Here is a 19560-nt window from a genome sequence, read left to right as displayed (position 1 = left end):
GTCATAGAGATGACCAGTTACAAAGAGATTCTGCGGCTACATAGCCTCGGAATCAACAACAGCCGCATTGCGTCTGGATGCGGATGCTCTCGAACCACGGTTATTAACGTGCTTCAAAGAGCAAAGGATCAAGGGCTAAGTTGGCAGACAGTGGCCGAAATGTCCGACAAGGAGTTGTCACAGCGCCTTTTTTCTTCGGAGAGCGCTAAGCCCGCGTACAAAATGCCGAATTACGACTACATCCATCGTGAGATGGCGAAAAGCGGTGTGACCTTAACTCTGTTATGGCTTGAATACTGCGACCAGTGTCGCGAATCCGGGCAAGTACCGTACAAGTCGACCCAGTTCAACAAATATTACGCTGACTATGTGAAAAGCACCAAGGCAACCATGCACATTCACCGTAAGCCTGGGGAAATCATGGAGGTAGACTCGGCGGGACAAACCGCCAGGATCATCGACACAGACACGGGAGAGATTATCCAAGCCTATGTGTTTGTGGCTGCCCTGCCATACAGCGGCTATGCCTATGTGGAAGCCTTCCTTTCACAAAATCAGGAGAGCTGGATTACCGCCCATATCAACGCCTATCGCTTCTTCGGTGGAATCACTCGCATTATGGTACCGGACAACTTAAAAACCGGCGTGGAGAAGGTGACGAAAGGCGAAGCAGTTATTAACAAGACCTATCAGGAGATGGCTGAACATTATGGTACAGCGGTTATTCCATGCAGAGTTAGGGCTCCCAAAGATAAACCCACGGTAGAAGGATCGGTCGGCATCATCTCAACATGGATACTCGCTGCTCTGCGTAATCAGCAGTTTTTATCGTTACGAGAGCTGAATGCTGCCATTCGGGAAAAGCTAATGGTTTTTCTAGAGAAACCTTTTCAGAAGAAGAACGGGAGCAGAGCCACCTTGTTCGATGAGGAAAAACCCTTCTTGCTGCCGTTGCCCTTAAAGCCATTTGAATTGGCGACCTGGAAGATTGCCACTGTTCAATACAATTACCATATCAGTGTGGAGACCCAGAAGTATTCGGTGCCGTTTGAATACATCAAGCAGAAAGTTGATGTCAGGATTACCCGCAATGTGATTGAGGTCTTCTTCCAAGGCAATCGCATTTGTTCTCATCCCCGGCTCTATGGTAGGAGCAATCAATACAGCACCCTGGAAGCCCATATGCCACCAGATCATCAAAAATATGTGTCTTGGAACGGCGACCGCTTTAAATCCTGGGCAGCCAAAATCGGTGAGAATACAAGCGCTGTCATTAACCTGTTTTTAGGAAGTCACAAAGTCGAGCAGCAGGGCTACAAGGCTTGTATGGCTCTTTTGAAACTGGCCGACAAATATTCGGTGGAGCGCCTTGAATCGGCCTGCACCAAAGCATTGTCCTACACTGTACAGCCTAGCTTGAAGAGCGTTCAGGCCATCTTAAAATCCGGTCAGGACAAGCTGCCGAAAGAAACCCCGGGCCATTCCTCCTCTGAGTTTGGACTCACACGAGGAGCCGATTACTACAGCAGGAGGGATGGAAAATGCTAAACGATTCAACCGTAGCCAAGCTTCACGAAATGAAGCTTAGTGTCATGGCTGCAGCATTCCGGGAACAGCTCAAAAACGCAAACTTGTCTGACATGGCTTTTGAAGAACGCTTCGGTCTGCTGATCGATGCCGAATGGGCAGCCCGTAAAAACAATCGGCTGTCGCGCTTGATCAAAAACGCGGGTTTTGCCTTCAATGACGCTTGTATTGAGAACATTGAGTATCATGACGATCGCAAACTCGACAAAGCTCAAATCATCCGCTTGGCTAGCTGTAACTACATCCAAGAAGCCCATAACATCATAATCCTTGGAGCCACGGGTAGCGGAAAAACCTACCTCTCAAATGCTTTTGGCATGGCTGCCAGCCGAAACTTTTACACGGTTAAATATGTACGGCTTCCCGATCTGCTGGGTGAATTGGCCATTGCACGCGGTGAGGGGACATACCGCAAGGTCATCAAAGCTTACAAACAGGTAAAGCTGCTCATTTTGGATGAATGGCTTCTGTTTCCGCTCAAGGAAAGCGAAGCCCGCGATCTGCTTGAGATCGTAGAATCTCGTTACAAAAAAGCTTCTACCATATTCTGTTCCCAGTTTGAGATCGGCGGTTGGTATCATAAAATTGGCGAACCGACACTGGCCGATGCCATTTCAGATCGCATTGTGCATGATTCCTACACCATTTTTATCGACGGTAAAAACTCTATGCGGGAGCGCAAGGGTATTGCCAACAGATAATTCAAAACAGCCTTACGGCTATTGAGGGCTCTGCCCTCAAACTCCCGAGGTTTATCGCTTAGTTTTCCAAAGAGAGTGATGTTATGTTGCTTTTAACAAAAAAAGAGCGACGCTCACCGGCATCACTCTCCCCGCAAAACTCTTAAGCCGCTCGGGTCACTCCTCAGTGTTGCCCTATCCTGCTTAAAAGTAAAAGCAGTTTGAGTATACCATGTGATCCTTTAGTTATCAATGTACAGCCACTACGGAATGATTGTTCAATTTAAACGGTCTTAGTGTTCAACTTCGGCGGTCTAGGTGTTTTTTCTTAGCGGAATATACATTTAAGTTCTGTCTGATTAAATACCACTTCATCCTTCTGCTGCTGGCTTAACCAACTCATTAACCCACCTAAGGCCGCATCCTTCACGGGATCGGAGCTTAATGACAGATTTTTCCGCGGTTCACAAACACTCAACTTGATGTCCTCCACTTGTCTGCTTATTTTTTTGTAGCCTGTCTGTTAAAAAAATTGAAACCCCTCTAGTGATATAAAAAACCAAATCAAATATATAAGTTTTATATGCCCATAGTCAAGAAGTTCCCTAATTTAACCCAAGAGAATAATTAAAGACGGATACTGTTTTTCCATGACACATTTTGCATCACGATATTTAATATACGCTATGGCGTATTTATTCAAAATTTACTGTTCTTGCTAAAGCATAGGACTAATCAAATGTTTTAATTTTCAACTTAAAATTATTTGTCTAAATATAAAACAATCTATTCTTAATAGAAATAGGTTATTATTAAATTATTTGTTAATTAACCCATTTATTAGGATAAGGAGACAAAATTAATATCATCCAGGTATAGACTCAAAAATAGAAAGAACTTGCCCTATAAGGGTTTACAGTATGAAAGCTTACTATCTTGTCAGGGATGTTTTAGCCCAAAATATAATAATTGGCATAGAATTTGCTCTTATACCTTATCTTGACATCATACAACTCCAGACAAAGTGGGTTGAGTTCTAAAAAATGGTTTAAGGCTTGTCAGACATGCAGGGGTTGGAAAGAGTATTTACGGTGTATTATTTGACACAAAAAATTTGCGTAGTGAAATAACAAAAGGAGAAGATATTTAAAGATAATCGAAGTTTATTAAGGGAGGGTGACATTTTCACAGTCCATTGACATCCCCCGAAAGGTAAAGATTTGATAGAGCTGTAATTGTCAAAAACTTTGCACATAGCAACTCCCTTTTAGAATTGAGATAATAACCTCAAGACTATATGGGGAGGAAATGTCCATGACTATTGACGAGCAGTCCATGATCAGACGCCGGCAAGTAAGCGATTACCGTGCTTCCGGTAAAACCGCTGCCGAATGGTGCTCAGAAAACAACCTAAACATCCATACACTCCGATACTGGTTGACTAAGTGCAGCCGCGAAGCCAAAGCCGGCCTTAAGCAAGAAACCTTTATTGAGTTGAAGCAATCATCCGTGAATGAAGTTCCGGTCATTGTTAAAATTGGGGCGGTTTCCATTGAGCTGTATTCAGGCTTTCAGGGAGAAACTTTGCGCGAGGCCATTACTGCTATTCGTTCCTTATGGGCATAAACTCTGACGGTCACAGAATATTGCTTTCATGCAAACCTTGTGATATGCGAAAAAGCATCGATGGACTTGCAGCCCTGGTGCAGACTCAGTTACAAATGGACCCTTTTGACAACTGCCTCTATGTGTTCTGTAACCGAACCTGTGATAAATGCAAAATCCTTCATTGGTCGAATAATGGCTGGTGGTTGTACTACCGCAAATTAAGCCGCGGCGTCTTCCGATGGAAGTTTTACCAAAACAAGCAGGTTCTTGAGGTTTCCGAAAGGCAGTTTAGATGGCTTTTGGATGGTTTATCGATGGAGCAGCCATCGGCACACAAACCGGTTAATCAACGGATTATTCTTTAATAAGTCTCTTGAAAATTATTAAACGAAATTTGATAAAAAACGGCTGATTTTCGGCTGTTTCAGGGCTTTTTACCGCTATTATCCTGTGATTTCCCGCTGGTTCAGTATATAATAAGGATATGGCTTGCGAGACAAAATCATCTCAAAAACCACAACTCAATTACAGGGAAATGTCACAGGCTGAGTTGGCTGTATGCTGTGAGAAACAGGAACAGACCATTGCCGAACTGACTCGGAACTTGAATCGTCTCATCGAGATGATCCGTTTGAATAATCATCGGAAGTACGGTGCTAGCGGTGATTCAGTATCCTATCCTGACGGCATGGAGCAGCTTAACTTTTTTAACGAAGTCGAAGCGGCTGCCCGGCAAGGGAGACCTGAACCCACCTTCGAAGAAGTGACAGCGAAGACTCCCAGGAAGCCCAAACAAAAGGGCAAGCGTGAACAAGACTTCAAAGATTTAAAAGTTACCGTCATTGAACATGAGCTTCCAGCCGAACAGCAGGTCTGTCCGGTCTGCGACAGTCCTCTGCACGACATGAAAGTTGAGGTTACAAAGACCCTGAAGCTTGTACCGGCTCATTTCGAAATTGAAGAGCACCGCCGTCATGTTTATACCTGCCGGGCGTGTGAAAAGACTCAAAGTGAAGGTGATAAAATTCCCTTTGTCCGTGCGGATATGCCTAACTTGCCGATTCCCGGAAGTTTTGCAACACCGGAATTGATCGCCGGTATCATCAATACTAAATATACCAATGCGGTGCCCCTTGCCCGGATCGAGCAAGAGTTTGACCGGATGGACAGTGTCCGAATCTCCAGGCAAAACATGAGCAACTGGATACTCCACTGTGCGGAAGAATACTTTTCAAGGATCTATACCCATATGAGAGGTACCCTGCTGAGCAAGGAAGTCTTACATGCAGATGAAACCTGGACAAAAGTTGTGCAGCAGAACGGCAGGGAATCCAAGAAAAAATGCTATATCTGGGTTTACTGCAGCGGAGCGCATGATGAGCCGATTATTTACTATGAATTTCATGAAAGCCGGGCTTCGGAATCGGCCAAAGAGTTTCTTAAGGACTATACCGGCTACTTGCATACGGACGGATATGAAGTTTATCATCGTCTGGACCCCGGAATTACGGTTGTTGGATGCCTCGCCCATATAAAGCGCAAATTCACAGATGCCATTAAAGCATTAAGTCCGGAGGAGCAAAAGAAGACTGTCTGCTTTAAAGGGCAGGAGTACTGTGATTACCTGTTTCATATTGAAAAGAAATACAAGGATGCAGAACCTGAAGAGCGTCATAAAAAGCGCCTCGCCCTGTTAAAGCCGGTGATGGATGCCTTTTTGTCATGGCTTAAAGAGACGAAACCACTTACGGTTCCTAAATCCCAAGCTTATGAGGCTGTAAATTATGCGCTGAACCAGTGGCCGTATTTTGAAAACATCCTTTTAGACGGCCGGCTGGAGCTAACCAATAATTTGGTCGAACGAAGCATACGTCCGTTTACAATCGGACGGAAAAATTGGGTGACCATGAAAACGGATCGCGGTGCACACGACAGTTCCATTGTATATAGCATCGTACAGACCGCGCTGGCCAATGGCCTGAAAGTTTATGAATATCTGGTCTATTTATTGAAACAGATGCCGAATACCGATTTTAACCGATATCCGGAACTGATTGAAAAGTTTGTTCCTTGGTCGAAAAAGCTTCCGGCTAACTGCTACAAAACTAAAGAATAGAGATCCCTGTCCAACCTCAAGGTTGGATTTTTCTTTACTCATGTGCTTTGAATTTGACAATTACATAGAGCTTACCAGGACGTTTCCTGATACTGGAAAAGCAGAAGCAAAAAAATAAATAATTTACTTACATGCGCAATTGAAGACATGGTAAAATATGTGTATAACGTGCGGTTCTGACGGAACGTAAGTCCAGTTAACCGGACGTTTTTCTCTTATCTTGGTTGTTCGTAAGGTCCCTCGGAAGGTATCTGAATGAGAGCCTATGAAACGGAGGATGGGTTTGCTGTGAATAAAATAATACTGTCAAATATAGAAGCAATTTTACTTAGTATTGTAAGAGAAAAACCTTCCTACGCATACGAAATTAATAAAGTGATTGAGTACCGGAATTTAAGGATGTGGGTTAGGGTCGGAGTAGCTTCTATTTACCAGGTATTAAAGAGGTTAGAGGAAAACGGGTTGGTCATTTCACATAATGAGAGAGACGGGCGAATGCCGGACCGAAAAAGATACTATATAACAGATTCCGGCAAGACAGCGCTTACTGAAACTTCAAAAAGGCTTTTATCCAATCTAGAGTGGTTTTACCTGGATTTAAACGTTGGGTTGGAAGCTTCTAATGCGCTAACGCCAAGGGAAATGGCTCAATGTTTAACAAAAAGACTTGCTAAAGTTAAAACAAATATAAATAGAGTGAAGGAAATCAGTATATCCGATAGAGAGGCGCGATTTAAGAAAAAAGCCATTATTAAAAATCTAACTTTTTTACGTGAATCAGAAGAAGCCTTCTTGCAAGAAGTTCTACGGGAAATGTCTGTTGGTATTGATGAGTAAAACTATGATTCAAGGAGGAATGTTTATGTTCAAAGTTACTGATTATGTGGCATACAACTTAACGGGAGTATATAAAATTATAGATATTATCTAAGAAAAGGATATTAATGATACAGATAAAGAAATTATGAAAAAAGCCGAAAAAAACTTGTATGAAGAGTTTGCAATAGCTTTAGACAGGATTATTCCACAAAACCAATACCTATTGTACCCGGACCTGAATGTGCTCCTACTATAATCCCTAGACCGCTATTAAATACATGACCACTATAATTTACTTTCTCTTTTAGATAATTACATATATAGTCTGCATCTTCCTGGCATTCTGCATGTTGGATAATGATTATCATTTTATTAATATCAATAATCCTTGAAACTGCTACATCTATCATGGTTTTAAGCGAATTTTTTCTTCCACGTATGGCTTTGATTGGATGTACCATGCCATCAATAAACTCACATAATGGCTTAATGTTGATTAGTTTTCCCAGGAAGGCGGCCGCTCCTCCGATTCTGCCTCCAGCCTTCATATATGTCAGGCTGTTAACCACAAAAAGCGTGCTTATATTCGAAACCATCTTATGTATTATCTCAACGATATCCACATAGTCTATACCACTATCAATCATTTTAGCGATTCCTATTTCCAATGCGGCCTGCCCACAAGCACAAGTATCTGAACTAATTACTTTAATTTCGACATCTTTATTTCTCTCTTCAAAAATTTTTTTTGCAGAAATAGCCGTTTGAAAGCTGGAAGATAATTTGGGAGAAATCGTCGTCACAATATACTTTTTAGCGCCTCCGGCATACTGCTCCTCAAATACGGTTAACCAATCAAGAATATTGGGAGCAGATGTTTTGGGAACCTCGTCAGGATATTCTACCATATGTTTATAAAACTCAGTTATTTTATAATTAACATTCTCACAGTAGTAATTTGTGTTATCAAATGTGAAATAGAATGGAACTTCGATGATGTTGTACTGTTTGATGAATTCCCGCGGTAGGTTCCCTGAAGAGTCAACTACTTGACATATCGTTTTACTCATTTTTTCGATTCCTCTTTAATTTTAATGTTCTAAAACACGCTGTAATATATAATATTGATTTTTGGGGATACCGGTCAAGTATTATGTACAGGCCAATTTTAACGGCTTTAAGAATATTGTGGACGCGCTCGGCGGAGTTACTCTCGATGTTGATCAAGACATGAACCACGAGGACGAAACTGATGGCGGCGTTTATGAAATCAACCTGAAAAAGGGCGTCCAGCGTCTGGATGGTGATAAGGCGTTGCAGTATGTTCGCTTCCGGGATTATCCAATGGGTGACATTGAACGGACCGCGCACCAGCAGAAGTTTCTGGTAACCCTGGCCAAGGAGATGCTGCAGCCCGGCACAATTCTTAAATTGCCGTCGCTGGTTCCAGAAATAAACAAGCATGTGAAAACCAACCTGAGCGTCAATGATATGGTGACCCTGGCTTCAGCCGGTAAGAAATTGGAAGACGGTAGTATTGTGGCGCAGACCCTGCCGGGGCGGCCATTGGATATTGGCGGGGACAGCTACTGGGGAGTTGACCCGGCTGAAGCGAAGCAGATGGCAGCCAAGCTCTTTAACGGGGAGACAGTGACCGATGTCGTACTGACCAGTCCGTTGAGCGGCCAGCCTGTAAGCACCGGGTCTTCCAGCCAGGCTGACCGTACTCAACAATCTTCTGCAACCCAGCAGAACCAAAGCGGGTCCAAGCAGACACCGTCCGAACCGGGGCAGGAGACTAAAAGCGGCACCTCCGGCACTTCTTCCGGTTTAAATGGTACGGTGATCATCACGCCGGTTGATGAGACAGGGACGGGTACAACTACGGGTAAAACAGGGGGCAGCGGCGCCCGGGCGGGTACCGGTGCGGGTGGGACTGGTCAGGACGCTACCCAGGACGACAACAAAGGATATAACCCCGGGATTCCAGGAACAACAGAAACCGGCTCAGGGCAGACGTAAAGAGACAATATATTACTTTGATATGCACATGATTTTTTGCACAAGTTGATTTTAAAGCATAAGCTGATTATCCCAGAATTTTGGAATGATGGTATCAAAAGGTTTGTTCTGCTGTGAAGCAATCTCATGAGATTTTAAGTTAAATTTCAGGATATTTTAAGTTGAAGGTGCTAAACTACATAATAAATCAAAATTTCGTATTGATAGTATAGCCCTTGATGGCGGAAATGGAGACAAATTATTATGGATCTTAAAGAAACAAATGTGCCTAAAAAACTTAAAATCCCTGCTAGTTCTATTGCTCTGTATATTGCTTTTTTAGTTGTAGCTCTTATTGCGGTTGCATCATTGATTAATAATATTATGTATTTCAACAATACTGTTGCAAATTATGTAGCTCAAGGATATCCTGCTGCTAAGGTTATGGAGGAATTAATACCAGCACAATTGCTTCCAGGAATATTTGAACCAATCGCTGTTTATGGGGGCATCGCATTCATTTTATTAGGTGCTGGCATCATTAATTATAGATTTTCAAAATGCTTAATATTGTTAACTAAAGATGAAGTTGGCAATAATACTCCTGAAGAAAAGGTTTTTGAAGAAAATGCTATCGAGGAAAACATGGGAGTCACTGAGCTGGCAGAAACTGTAGAAGAAGTTAACGAAACTACTGATAATAACAAATAAATACAGGAAATCTAACATTAAAGGTTTAAACCGCAAAAATCTAAGCTTATCGAATGAGATCCCAAGATGCGATTCTGTATAATTATGCTTGACAGCCAGCCTAAAGTTTGATAACATAGCGGAAAAATTATTTAAATGCGATGACAGGGAAAACACTTTGCGGTATGTCGCTACAGAGAGCTGTTGGATGCTGAAAAACAGCGCGCAGAGCAATTGTGACTCCCCCTTGAGCAGTTAGCTGAAAGCTTTCGGAAGCCATCATGGTGACTAAAAGCAAGTAGGCGCCACCGGGTTTCTCGCCGTTACAACGAGAGGGTATTCGTCATTTTGACCGATGCCTTTAGAGTGGGTATGTTTCATACCAAAAAGAGTGGTACCGCGGAAGTTTGGCGCTTTCGTCTCTAGCAGAAATGCTATGGACGAAAGCGCTTTTTAATTTAAGGAGGAAATAACTATGAAACTTGCATTTTCAACACTCGGCTGCCCCAACTTCAGTTGGAGCGAGATCTGTTCCATGGCGAAGGACCTTGGCTTTAAAGGCATCGAAGTTCGCGGGCTGGGCAATGAAATATCCGCGGTCCGGGCACAGCCTTTCACCGAAGCACAGCTCCCGCAAACATTAAAAAAGCTTTTCGAGCTGCGCCTTGAAATCCCGTGCCTCACATCCGGCTGCTGCTTGAAGTTTGCTGAAAATGCCGAGAAAAACCATGCTGAGATTGTGCAGTATATTATGCTGGCCTCCAGGCTTGGCACACCGTACATCCGCATACTTGCGGACCTTGAGCCGCATACCACCGGTGAGGTGGATGACGGGGTTGTTCTTGCCGCCCTGCAGCGCCTGGTACTGGTTGCCGAAGAGAAGGGCGTGACCCTGCTGGTGGAAACCAATGGTGTCTATACCGACACTGCCCGGCTGTGCAGGCTGCTTGATCAGGTGGCAAGTGACGCGGTGGGCGCCCTGTGGGATATGCATCATCCCTACCGGTTCGCAGGTGAGAGCCCCGGAAAGACGGTGCAGAATCTCGGCGCCTATATTAAATATGTACATATCAAAGATTCCGTTGTGGAGAATGGCTCCATACGGTATCGTATGATGGGCGAGGGGGATTTGCCGGTTGACGACATGATGCTGGCGCTGCGCTCGATTAACTACGACGGTTATGTGTCCCTCGAATGGGTCAAGCGCTGGGCGGATGAGCTTGATGACGCGGGAGTTGTCTTCCCGAATTTCGCGAACTATATGAGCCGTTACACTGAAATAAGTCTGGTAAAGGGCCATCTGTTCGAAAATAACGCGCGCACAGGGAAATATGTCTGGCAGAAGGATACACTAATTGACCTGACCTTTCCTCAGGTGCTTGACCGTATGGTTGAAGAGTTTCCTGACCAGTATGCGTTTCGATATACCACACTGGATTATACCAGGACTTATTCCGAGTTTCGGGACGATGTCGATACATTCGCTCGCTCGTTGATTGCCATGGGTGTCAGGCCGGGTGACCATGTAGCGATCTGGGCAACCAATGTTCCCCAGTGGTACATCACCTTCTGGGCGACCACCAAGATAGGGGCGGTTCTGGTCACCGTAAACACTGCCTACAAGATTTATGAGGCGGAGTATCTCTTGCGCCAGTCGGATACGCATACGCTGGTTATGATCGACGGTTACAAGGACTCCGATTATGTAAGCATTATGAAGGAACTTTGCCCTGAGTTGGAAACTGCCGAGGCAGGAAAACCGCTGCATATAAAACGCCTGCCTTTCCTGCGCAATATCATTACCATTGATTCCAGACAGAAGGGCTGCCTGACGTGGGAGGAGGCCATGGCCATGTCTGAGAGAGTGCCGGTTGAGGATGTTTACCGCCGCGCGCTTTCCATCAACCGGCATGACGTCTGCAACATGCAGTATACTTCGGGAACCACCGGTTTTCCAAAGGGCGTTATGCTTACCCACTATAATGTGGTGAATAACGGCAAAAATATCGGTGACTGCATGGATTTTTCCACTGCTGACCGCTTGATGATTCAAGTACCTATGTTCCACTGTTTTGGCATGGTGCTGGCCATGACGGCCGCAATGACGCATGGCGTGACAATGTCCCCAATGCCCTATTTCTCACCTAAGCTGTCGCTTGAATGCATAAACAAGGAGAAGATTACCGCCTTCCATGGTGTCCCAACCATGTTTATCGCGATGCTTGAACATGAGGATTTTCCAAAGACAGACTTCTCCTATATGAGGACCGGCATTATGGCAGGCAGCCCCTGTCCGGTCAAGGTTATGCAGGATGTGGTGGACAAAATGAACATGAAGGAAATTACCATTGTGTTCGGCCAGACTGAATCTTCCCCAGGCTGCACCCAGAGCCGCGTGGATGATTCCATTGAGCTGCGCGTCAATACTGTAGGACGTGCGCTGCCCGGTGTTGAATGCAAGATTGTTGATCCCGAGACCGGCGAGGATTTGCCCGATAATGTTGATGGTGAATTAGTGGCGCGCGGCTACAACATCATGAAGGGTTACTACAAAATGCCTGAGGCGACGAAAAACGCCATTGATGAAAACGGGTGGCTTCACACCGGCGATCTGGCAAGGCGTGATGAAAATGGGTACTACAAAATTACCGGCCGTATCAAGGATATGATCATTCGGGGCGGCGAGAATATCTATCCCAAGGAAATTGAGGATTTTATCTATACACATCCTAAAGTCAAGGACGTTCAGGTGATTGGTGTGCCCGACAAACAGTACGGCGAGGAGATTATGGCGTGCGTGATACTCAAGGATAATGAAACAATGACTGCCGATGAACTTAAGGATTACATCCGTTCACACATGGCCAAGCACAAAACTCCACGCTACGTCAATTTCGTCAACGACTTCCCGATGAATGCCGCCGGGAAAATTATGAAATATAAGATGCGGGAGCACGCTGTTGAGAAACTTGGCTTACAGGCAGACAGCCGCATTGTTACCGCATGAGACGCCATCTGATCAGTTAACTAAATAGGTAATTCTCTAACCAGAACTTGTGAGGTTAAATACTGACCATTCATATAAGTTAAAGAGAGCCTTCCATTATTCATATGAAAACGAAGAAAAATAAAATACACCGTTATCCTTACATCGTCAGCTTGAGGGCTGGCGATTTTTATATTTATACGCTTCTCCTACCATCGTCAAGCCGAAGCTGTTATAGCTTGATGAACATACGGCTGCCTTGGATCCGTCCATAGCAAGCAAGGTATACTTGAGCACTATCGGTGGGAAAACATGCAAACGCAAAGTGCAGGGTGTATGAGTGCTTAGATGTATTGACAATATATGGATTGTCCCTATGATTACGCACGTTAATTCTATTGGTTAAATATTGAATACATAAAACATATTGCTTGACATATTACGTTTTGTTTAATATCATTAACCAAACGGATTCAGTGAATCCATTAGATGAATTTTGCAAAAAAAGGGAGGCACTGGTGCGATGCAAAAGTACAAAAGGTTGTTTGAACCAGTAAAAATTGGCTCTCTAGAACTGAAGAACCGTTTTGCCATGGCGCCCATGGGACCATTGGGATTAGCGGATGCCGAAGGAGGTTTTAACCAGCGGGGTATAGACTATTATACAGCTCGCGCTCGTGGAGGCACCGGACTAATCATTACAGGTGTTACATTTGTAGATAATGAAGTTGAAGAGCATGGAATGCCTAACTGTCCCTGTTCCACCCATAATCCTGTCCATTTTATCCGTACCAGCCGCGAAATGACGGAACGTATCCATGCCTATAACAGTAAAATATTTCTCCAGCTCAGTGGGGGCTTCGGCAGGGTAACTATTCCTACTAACTTGGGAGAGTACCCGCCTGTGGCGCCTTCCCCGATTCAACACCGCTGGCTTGACAAAACCTGCCGGGAATTAACCAAGGAAGAGATTCGCTCCATTGTCAAAAAGTTTGGAGAGGGCGCCTTCCATGCAAAGCGTGCAGGTTTTGACGGCGTTCAAATCCATGCAGTTCATGAAGGCTACCTCCTTGACCAATTTGCAATTTCATTTTTCAATCAACGAACCGATGAATATGGTGGATCCCTTGAAAACCGTTTAAGATTTGCCAGGGAAGTCGTAGAAGAGATTAAGGAAAGGTGCGGTAAGGATTTTCCTGTTGCATTAAGATACAGTCCAAAAAGCTTTATCAAGGATTGGCGTGAAGGAGCTTTACCCGGTGAAGTTTTTGAAGAAAAGGGCAGAGATATCCCGGAAGGTATAGAAGCAGCAAAATTACTCGTAGCCTATGGCTATGACGCGCTGGATATCGACGTTGGATCCTACGATGCCTGGTGGTGGAGCCATCCCCCCATGTACCAGGAAAAAGGCCTCTATATTCCATATGCGAAAATAATAAAAGAAGTTGTTGATGTTCCCATTCTGTGCGCAGGCCGTATGGACAATCCTGACCTGGCTTTAAGTGCGGTTGAAGAAGGAGCATGTGATATTGTCAGCATGGGACGCCCACTTCTGGCCGATCCGGATTATGTGAACAAACTTCGCTCCGGGAATATCGCTTCTATCCGGCCCTGTTTGTCTTGTCAAGAAGGTTGCATGGGACGTATCCAGGAATATTCAGCAATAAACTGTGCAGTCAATCCCGCAACATCCAGAGAGAGAGAAGCAGCGCTGATTCCAGCGCTTAAAAGCAAAAAAGTACTCATTGTTGGTGGAGGCGTCGCCGGTTGTGAAGCTGCAAGGGTTTTAGCGTTGCGTGGACACAAACCGGTAATTTATGAAAAGAGTGGACGCCTGGGTGGAAATCTCTTAGCCGCGGGAGTACCTGATTTTAAGGAGGACGATCTGGCATTGGTCGCCTGGTATGAGCATACACTCAAGGAATTGGATGTTGAAATAAAATTCAATACCGAAGTTACACCGGCTCTGGTAAAAGAAAATGGCGCTGATACTGTAATTATTGCAACGGGTTCTAAGCCCAAGCTCTTTAATTTGGGTGATAACAGCAAGGTCTTTACGGCAGCAGAGGTTTTGTTGGGTAATGCAGATGCGGGAAGCGAGGTAGTCGTCGTTGGAGGTGGATTGGTTGGCTGCGAGCTTGCTCTTTGGCTGGCCCGTAAAAATAAAAAAGTAACCATAGTTGAAATACTGGATAGATTATTAGCCTTGAATGGCCCGCTCTGCCATGCTAATTCAGAGATGCTGGAAAGATTGATACCTTACAATGGAATTGAAGTGCTGACATCATCTAAAGTTATCAAGACCACTGAAAAAGGTGTATTGGTGGATGTAAACGGTAAAGAGCGTGAAATTAAGGCGGATAGTATTGTTTTGGCTGTTGGCTATAACTCTGTAAATGATCTTTATGAGGCGCTTAAATACGAACTTGCCGACATTCACCTGATAGGTGACGCACGCAACGTTGCGAATATAATGTATGCTGTATGGGATGCTTATGAGGTTGCTGCTAACCTATAGCTATGGATTAGAAAGATATCAAAAAAAATAATTATTATTAGATGAATTAAAAACAGGAGCCAAATGGATTTTGGCTCCTGTTTTATACTTGTGTCCAAAGGGTTGATTAAGTAACAGGGAATCTATATTATTATACTATTGGCATATGGGTTAAAATGGATATGTAATAAATATGTATATATAAATCTACGCCGGTAGGCTGTTAAGAAGAGGGGCGGATATGGCCAAAATAACGAGCCGGGCAAAACAAGCCGAAATTACTAAAAACAAGATTTATGAGTGTGGAGTGAAGCTTGTCCGTAAGCATGGTTTCGATCAGGTTACAGTGGAGCAGATTGCAAAAGAAGCAGGAGTTTCAGTAGGAACGTATTATTACTATTTTGCATCTAAATATGAGCTTTTCAGAGAAATATTTAAGAGAGCGGATGATTATTTTGTAACTGACGTTGCCGGTCAATTGAAGGCGGACGATTGTAAAGGTCAGATTGTGGAGTATTTCGAAAAATATGTCGATCTCAATTATGCGGATGGGATTGAAATGATCAAAAAGCTTTATACTTCGGAAAATAAAATGTTTCTTACCAAGGGCCGTGCCATGCAAACCATACTGCAGTCAATTATTGAGGAGTGGCAGGTTAAGGCGCAGATTCCCAAACATAAATCTGCGGCCGAGATTACCCGCATGCTTTTTATAGCAGCGCGTGGTGTAGTGTTTGATTGGTGTCTCCATGATGGAGAAACGGATTTGAAGAATGAAATGAAGAATATTATATCCAATATGGTAGATGGTTTTATGTTTAAAAAAGAACGTTGTTAATCGGGTAGTAAGAAGTTCAATATAAATCTCGATATCATAAGTTCTCTGTCAAAGATAATGAGGTAAAAATAGTTATATAGATAAAACTGTTCACACAACAATAAAATTGTTCCCAAAACACCTTCCTGCAGGATGGTGTTTTTTTGTAAATGCGAATACTGTTCCAATTTGGGCAAAAAACCATTAGTAGGGCGCATCTTTATTTATGTTTTAACATAAACGGCATAAGGTGGCTATATTTGGGCTTGCCGGTATCGGTATTATAGTAAATTACTACATTTTCGGCCAGAGTGAGGCTCCTCTCATTCGTCAAATTTTTATACGAAATATTTGAGTCCCAAGCCGGATGTTAACTGGATTTTTGGTTTTTATTTGCCGGACCTGAGTGGAGGTACTTCATTGATACTAAATTGAATGGGGATTTATGCCGATAATATAGAAAAAGGTCGAGGTAAACAATGCAGGAATATCTGGTCTTGCTAATAGTTATATTATTGCTTCTGAGCCTTGTTCTTGTCGTTATTCACAGCTTCTTCAAAAGCAGAATCCGCTTGCGTGCCAGAACAGTTTTTGCGACGACAGGCGTTTCCTTGCTTCTGGGGGCCTTCTTCCCCTGGGCGCTTGCTGCTTTTGCCTTGCCCGCGGTGTTGCTTATATACCTCGGCGTGATCACTCTTTTTGCTTTTGCGTTTAGTTACTGCGACATGAAAATATCTGCGCACAGTCCCGCCAACCCGGTAATAACAACGGAACCTGGAAACGAAATAGCAGAGCCTGCTCCCATCACTTCTACCGCCTTTGAATTCAACGAAAAAACCGCCTTCGCCCAAGCCTGCGCTGCTCTTGACTGTAATGCGCCTGGTGCAGATCAACCTGCACACATACCAACTGAAACCTCGGCGGCAGACTTGCCGGATGGAATCACACCTGATCCTGTCCAGGAGTGCGGTATCACCACACCTGCCTTAAGCCATGCAAAACCGGAGTTACCTCCGGAGACCGTCAACGAAAACATTTCGGCCGGTTTTTCGGCTAAAGCAAGTGGCGACATGGTCTCTGCGCTGACCAGTTTTATGAATGCTTTCAGCCTTAACCGGGAGCCTCATGCAGCTGTGGCTCTTGCCGTGGAAATAAGCAATGTTTACCTGGAACTTGGCCACTATCCCCAGTCTAAGCTGTTTATTAAGTCACTTCTTGAGCAGGAGCATCTCAATGTCGCACCTATCCGGCAACAGCTTGAAGAACGTTTGCTGTATCTTGAAACCTTCACCGAACTATTACAAGCTGCCAGGATACCAAAAAACACTCCTTATTCCAAGGTACCTAATTTAGTTAAATTAAAAGCAAATATTGACACTGCCGAAAGACAAAAGAAATAACCAAGGAGGTATTTAAGTGAAAAGCAGCCGGCAGATTCTAGGATTACCAGTTATGAGCATCGAAGAAGGGCTCCAAATCGGGGAAGCAAATCATCTGGTTCTAAACCAGCGTGGCGCCGTTGATTTTCTTCTGATAAAAGACAGAATGTGGTATCTCGGTTTAAAAACCGTACCTTTCAACACAGTGCAGGGCTTCGGTGAAAATGCCCTGACCGTCGCTGCAAGTTCAACTCTTATTCCGGTACAAGACAACAGCCAGGCAGTTGAATTGCTTGAAAAGGGCTTCCATTTGAACGGCCTGAAAGTGATCTCCAACAAGGGTAAAATCCTGGGCGCCATTAGCGAATACTACTTTGACGAAACCACCGGGAACATCACAGGATGCCAAATAATTCCCAATGATAGCGAAAGCCCGGCCGGCATAATTCCCAGAAAGTACATCCTGTCCTTCGGTCTTGATTATCTGGTGGTTGAGGACGGCGTTGAAAGCAAGCTGGTGTCTGAATTGGAAGTAACCGTTGAAGCTGCACCTCCCGCCGGCTATAAACGGGTAGAAACAGAAGATACAACGGAAGCGCCCAAGACGAAATCTGCGTCTGCTGACAAACAGGACGACGACAAGCAGCCAGTCAAAGCGCTCAAACATTTTGAAGACCAGCAGCGCCAGTACCTCCTGGGGAAAAAGGTGACCATGCGCATCCTTGCCGATGATGGCGATATTATAGCAGAAGAAGGCCAGAGCATCACCGTTGAAATGATCGAGAAAGCCTTAGCTGCCAACAAATATGTCCAACTTACTCTGAACGTACGTGAATAAAACTTGATGAAAACAATATCGCTCCTAAAAAATACCTTGTTTCTTGCTTCCCTGCTGTTGCTCCAATCTGTTGCAGGTATTCTGGGAACTGCTGTTGTCCTGGATAACAAATACAATGGGATAATACAGCAAGGTGTAAGTGTGGCAGGCATTCAGGTTGGCGGCCTAAGTACGGTTGAAGCTGCTGAAAAGCTTGAGCGCAGCTTGCCTCTCCCGGCCGAAAGCACCTTTGAGCTCCAAGACGGCGGTAAAAGTTTCTCTTTGAAATTGTCCGATATTGACGCAAAGTATGATTACCGCTCTATGGCTGTAACAGCTTTCAAGTACGGGATAAACGATAAATATGTTATTCAGTTGACGTCCTTGTTAAAGCGCAGGGCGGAGCCTGCCGACGTTCCCGCAAAGATCGTCTTTTCTGAGGACAAATTAGCGACAATAATTCAAACCCTCAAAACGAATTGGGACAGCCCGCCCAAAAACGCCAACCTCAGTTTGTCAAATAATAAAATAGAAATAACCGACGAAAAAGGCGGCTACATACTTGACTTTGACGGGACTTTTGAACAGGTACGGCTGGCGTTGTCCGAGGGTAAGTTACAGGTGCAAGCGACCGGTCAATTACTGGAACCGGACGTAAAAACCGCTGATTTAAGTACACTTGACGCGCTGCTGGCCGAGTACGTCACCATCTTTGACGAAAATGACGGGAACAGGTCCCACAATATCGCGCTGGCAAGCGCTACCATCAACGGCTCCCTGGTCAAGCCGGGGGAGATCTTTTCACTCAACCAGCGCCTCGGACCCCGCGGAGCGGAAAACGGCTATTTAAAGGCGCCTATATTTATTCAGTCACAACTTGCCCTTGATTTCGGAGGCGGTATCTGCCAGGTGGCTACCACCCTGTACAATGCTGCTCTTCTCGCCAACCTGGGCATTGTGGAAAGATACTCCCATCCCCTCCCGGTTAACTACGTGTCACTTGGTCGCGACGCCACCATTGCCGGAGATTATCTGGACCTGAAATTCCTGAACAACACCGGCGCCCCGGTTTATATCTCCAGCAATATTGAAAGCGGAACACTGACAATTCGCATATTTGGGACGAAGATTACCGAACAAAGGGAAGTCCGCATTACTACTGATAAATCGGTCATACAACCTAAGGTTGTGCTGCAAAATGACCCCAGTCTGCCGGCAGGTGAAACCAGGGTGATGAACCAGGGAAAAACCGGGTACACGGTAAAAGTTTACCGGGAGGTAGTTGTGGACGGGGAGATTAAAACCAGAACCTTGATTTCCAGCGATTATTTCAAGCCGAGTGATACAGTCCTTTTAGTCGGTCCAAAACCTGAAGGAACTGAAAAGTAAAAGAGGCTGTTCACACAGCCAGAAAAAGCATATAATTGTTATCCGCCGCTTACTACGATTGTGTTGTTCCGTTCTCCCATTCTTTACCTCAATAAAGATTTTTTCATGCCGGTTGATATCTCTGTAGGATACCATTAAGCTCCCGTTAATTTTGTAAAAAATCCTGGATAAAAG

Annotated in this window: 15 protein-coding genes and 1 other annotated feature; of the genes, 14 read left to right on the top strand and 1 reads right to left on the bottom strand. The window is 44.4% G+C overall.

The window, feature by feature from the left end:
- The first annotated feature begins 9 nt into the window (after positions 1 to 9).
- The 6 genes from istA to Psch_RS07170 all read left to right on the top strand — a co-directional run bounded on the left by istA (position 10) and on the right by Psch_RS07170 (position 6828).
- Complete coding sequence (gene istA / locus Psch_RS07195) at positions 10 to 1548, top strand: IS21 family transposase (RefSeq protein WP_134220420.1); 1539 nt, start codon at positions 10 to 12, stop codon at positions 1546 to 1548.
- Positions 1542 to 2288 carry an IS21-like element helper ATPase IstB gene (istB, locus tag Psch_RS07190; protein ID WP_134220419.1) on the top strand — a complete coding sequence of 249 codons (747 nt, stop codon included), beginning with the start codon at positions 1542 to 1544 and terminating at the stop codon, positions 2286 to 2288. Before istA ends, istB begins: the two co-directional genes overlap by 7 nt.
- 1293 nt (positions 2289 to 3581) lie before the next feature.
- Positions 3582 to 3893 (top strand): IS66 family insertion sequence element accessory protein TnpA, encoded by a 312-nt coding sequence (gene tnpA / locus Psch_RS07185; protein ID WP_190239676.1) that lies wholly within the window; start codon positions 3582 to 3584, stop codon positions 3891 to 3893.
- Positions 3884 to 4240, top strand: coding sequence for an IS66 family insertion sequence element accessory protein TnpB (tnpB, locus tag Psch_RS21380; RefSeq protein ID WP_282432438.1), 357 nt, complete (start codon positions 3884 to 3886; stop codon positions 4238 to 4240). Before tnpA ends, tnpB begins: the two co-directional genes overlap by 10 nt.
- Positions 4241 to 4359: 119 nt before the next feature.
- A complete protein-coding gene (tnpC, locus tag Psch_RS07175; protein WP_190239674.1) occupies positions 4360 to 5991 on the top strand; it encodes an IS66 family transposase in 1632 nt (543 codons plus the stop codon).
- 255 nt (positions 5992 to 6246) lie between these two features.
- Positions 6247 to 6828, top strand: a complete 582-nt coding sequence (locus Psch_RS07170; protein ID WP_243123970.1) for a PadR family transcriptional regulator — start codon at positions 6247 to 6249, stop codon at positions 6826 to 6828.
- A 182-nt stretch (positions 6829 to 7010) separates the two neighbouring features.
- Here the strand turns inward: Psch_RS07170 and Psch_RS07165 are convergent, their stop codons facing one another.
- A complete protein-coding gene (locus tag Psch_RS07165; protein ID WP_190239673.1) occupies positions 7011 to 7880 on the bottom strand; it encodes a DegV family protein in 870 nt (289 codons plus the stop codon).
- A gap of 61 nt (positions 7881 to 7941) precedes the next feature.
- Between Psch_RS07165 and Psch_RS07160 the strand changes: the two genes are divergently transcribed.
- The 8 genes from Psch_RS07160 to Psch_RS07125 all read left to right on the top strand — a co-directional run bounded on the left by Psch_RS07160 (position 7942) and on the right by Psch_RS07125 (position 19386).
- Positions 7942 to 8832 (top strand): LCP family protein, encoded by an 891-nt coding sequence (locus tag Psch_RS07160; RefSeq protein ID WP_190239672.1) that lies wholly within the window; start codon positions 7942 to 7944, stop codon positions 8830 to 8832.
- A 243-nt stretch (positions 8833 to 9075) separates the two neighbouring features.
- Positions 9076 to 9522 (top strand): hypothetical protein, encoded by a 447-nt coding sequence (locus Psch_RS07155; protein ID WP_190239671.1) that lies wholly within the window; start codon positions 9076 to 9078, stop codon positions 9520 to 9522.
- Between the two features lie 131 nt (positions 9523 to 9653).
- Positions 9654 to 9928: a binding site (T-box leader), on the top strand.
- A gap of 48 nt (positions 9929 to 9976) precedes the next feature.
- Positions 9977 to 12508 (top strand): AMP-binding protein, encoded by a 2532-nt coding sequence (locus Psch_RS07150; protein WP_190239670.1) that lies wholly within the window; start codon positions 9977 to 9979, stop codon positions 12506 to 12508.
- A gap of 502 nt (positions 12509 to 13010) precedes the next feature.
- A complete protein-coding gene (locus Psch_RS07145; protein ID WP_190239669.1) occupies positions 13011 to 15005 on the top strand; it encodes an oxidoreductase in 1995 nt (664 codons plus the stop codon).
- Positions 15006 to 15225: 220 nt separating this feature from the next.
- The gene (locus Psch_RS07140) at positions 15226 to 15822 is read left to right on the top strand and encodes a TetR/AcrR family transcriptional regulator (protein WP_190239668.1); all 597 of its coding nucleotides are present in this window, start codon (positions 15226 to 15228) and stop codon (positions 15820 to 15822) included.
- A 458-nt stretch (positions 15823 to 16280) separates the two neighbouring features.
- The gene (locus Psch_RS07135) at positions 16281 to 17201 is read left to right on the top strand and encodes a hypothetical protein (RefSeq protein ID WP_190239667.1); all 921 of its coding nucleotides are present in this window, start codon (positions 16281 to 16283) and stop codon (positions 17199 to 17201) included.
- Positions 17202 to 17217: 16 nt separating this feature from the next.
- On the top strand, positions 17218 to 18018 hold the full coding sequence (locus tag Psch_RS07130; RefSeq protein ID WP_190239666.1) for a PRC-barrel domain-containing protein: 801 nt from the start codon (positions 17218 to 17220) through the stop codon (positions 18016 to 18018).
- 6 nt (positions 18019 to 18024) lie between these two features.
- On the top strand, positions 18025 to 19386 hold the full coding sequence (locus tag Psch_RS07125) for a VanW family protein (RefSeq protein ID WP_243124041.1): 1362 nt from the start codon (positions 18025 to 18027) through the stop codon (positions 19384 to 19386).
- Positions 19387 to 19560: the final 174 nt, after the last annotated feature.

The sequence above is a fragment of the Pelotomaculum schinkii genome (genome assembly GCF_004369205.1).
Classification (GTDB): Bacteria; Bacillota; Desulfotomaculia; order Desulfotomaculales; family Pelotomaculaceae; genus Pelotomaculum_C; species Pelotomaculum_C schinkii.
Note: the sequence above shows the minus strand (reverse complement) of the source record. Positions and strands in the feature narration are given on the sequence as shown.

Bases quoted from the DNA above. Each gene is read 5' to 3' on its own strand.
- istB (WP_134220419.1), top strand. From the start codon at position 1,542: ATGCTAAACGATTCAACCGTAGCCAAGCTTCACGAAATGAAGCTTAGT.
- tnpA (WP_190239676.1), top strand. From the start codon at position 3,582: ATGACTATTGACGAGCAGTCCATGATCAGACGCCGGCAAGTAAGCGAT.
- Psch_RS07125 (WP_243124041.1), top strand. From the start codon at position 18,025: ATGAAAACAATATCGCTCCTAAAAAATACCTTGTTTCTTGCTTCCCTG.
- tnpC (WP_190239674.1), top strand. From the start codon at position 4,360: ATGGCTTGCGAGACAAAATCATCTCAAAAACCACAACTCAATTACAGG.
- Psch_RS07150 (WP_190239670.1), top strand. From the start codon at position 9,977: ATGAAACTTGCATTTTCAACACTCGGCTGCCCCAACTTCAGTTGGAGC.
- tnpB (WP_282432438.1), top strand. From the start codon at position 3,884: ATGGGCATAAACTCTGACGGTCACAGAATATTGCTTTCATGCAAACCT.
- Psch_RS07135 (WP_190239667.1), top strand. From the start codon at position 16,281: ATGCAGGAATATCTGGTCTTGCTAATAGTTATATTATTGCTTCTGAGC.
- Psch_RS07155 (WP_190239671.1), top strand. From the start codon at position 9,076: ATGGATCTTAAAGAAACAAATGTGCCTAAAAAACTTAAAATCCCTGCT.
- Psch_RS07165 (WP_190239673.1), bottom strand. From the start codon at position 7,880: ATGAGTAAAACGATATGTCAAGTAGTTGACTCTTCAGGGAACCTACCG.
- Psch_RS07140 (WP_190239668.1), top strand. From the start codon at position 15,226: ATGGCCAAAATAACGAGCCGGGCAAAACAAGCCGAAATTACTAAAAAC.
- Psch_RS07145 (WP_190239669.1), top strand. From the start codon at position 13,011: ATGCAAAAGTACAAAAGGTTGTTTGAACCAGTAAAAATTGGCTCTCTA.
- Psch_RS07170 (WP_243123970.1), top strand. From the start codon at position 6,247: ATGAGAGCCTATGAAACGGAGGATGGGTTTGCTGTGAATAAAATAATA.
- istA (WP_134220420.1), top strand. From the start codon at position 10: ATGACCAGTTACAAAGAGATTCTGCGGCTACATAGCCTCGGAATCAAC.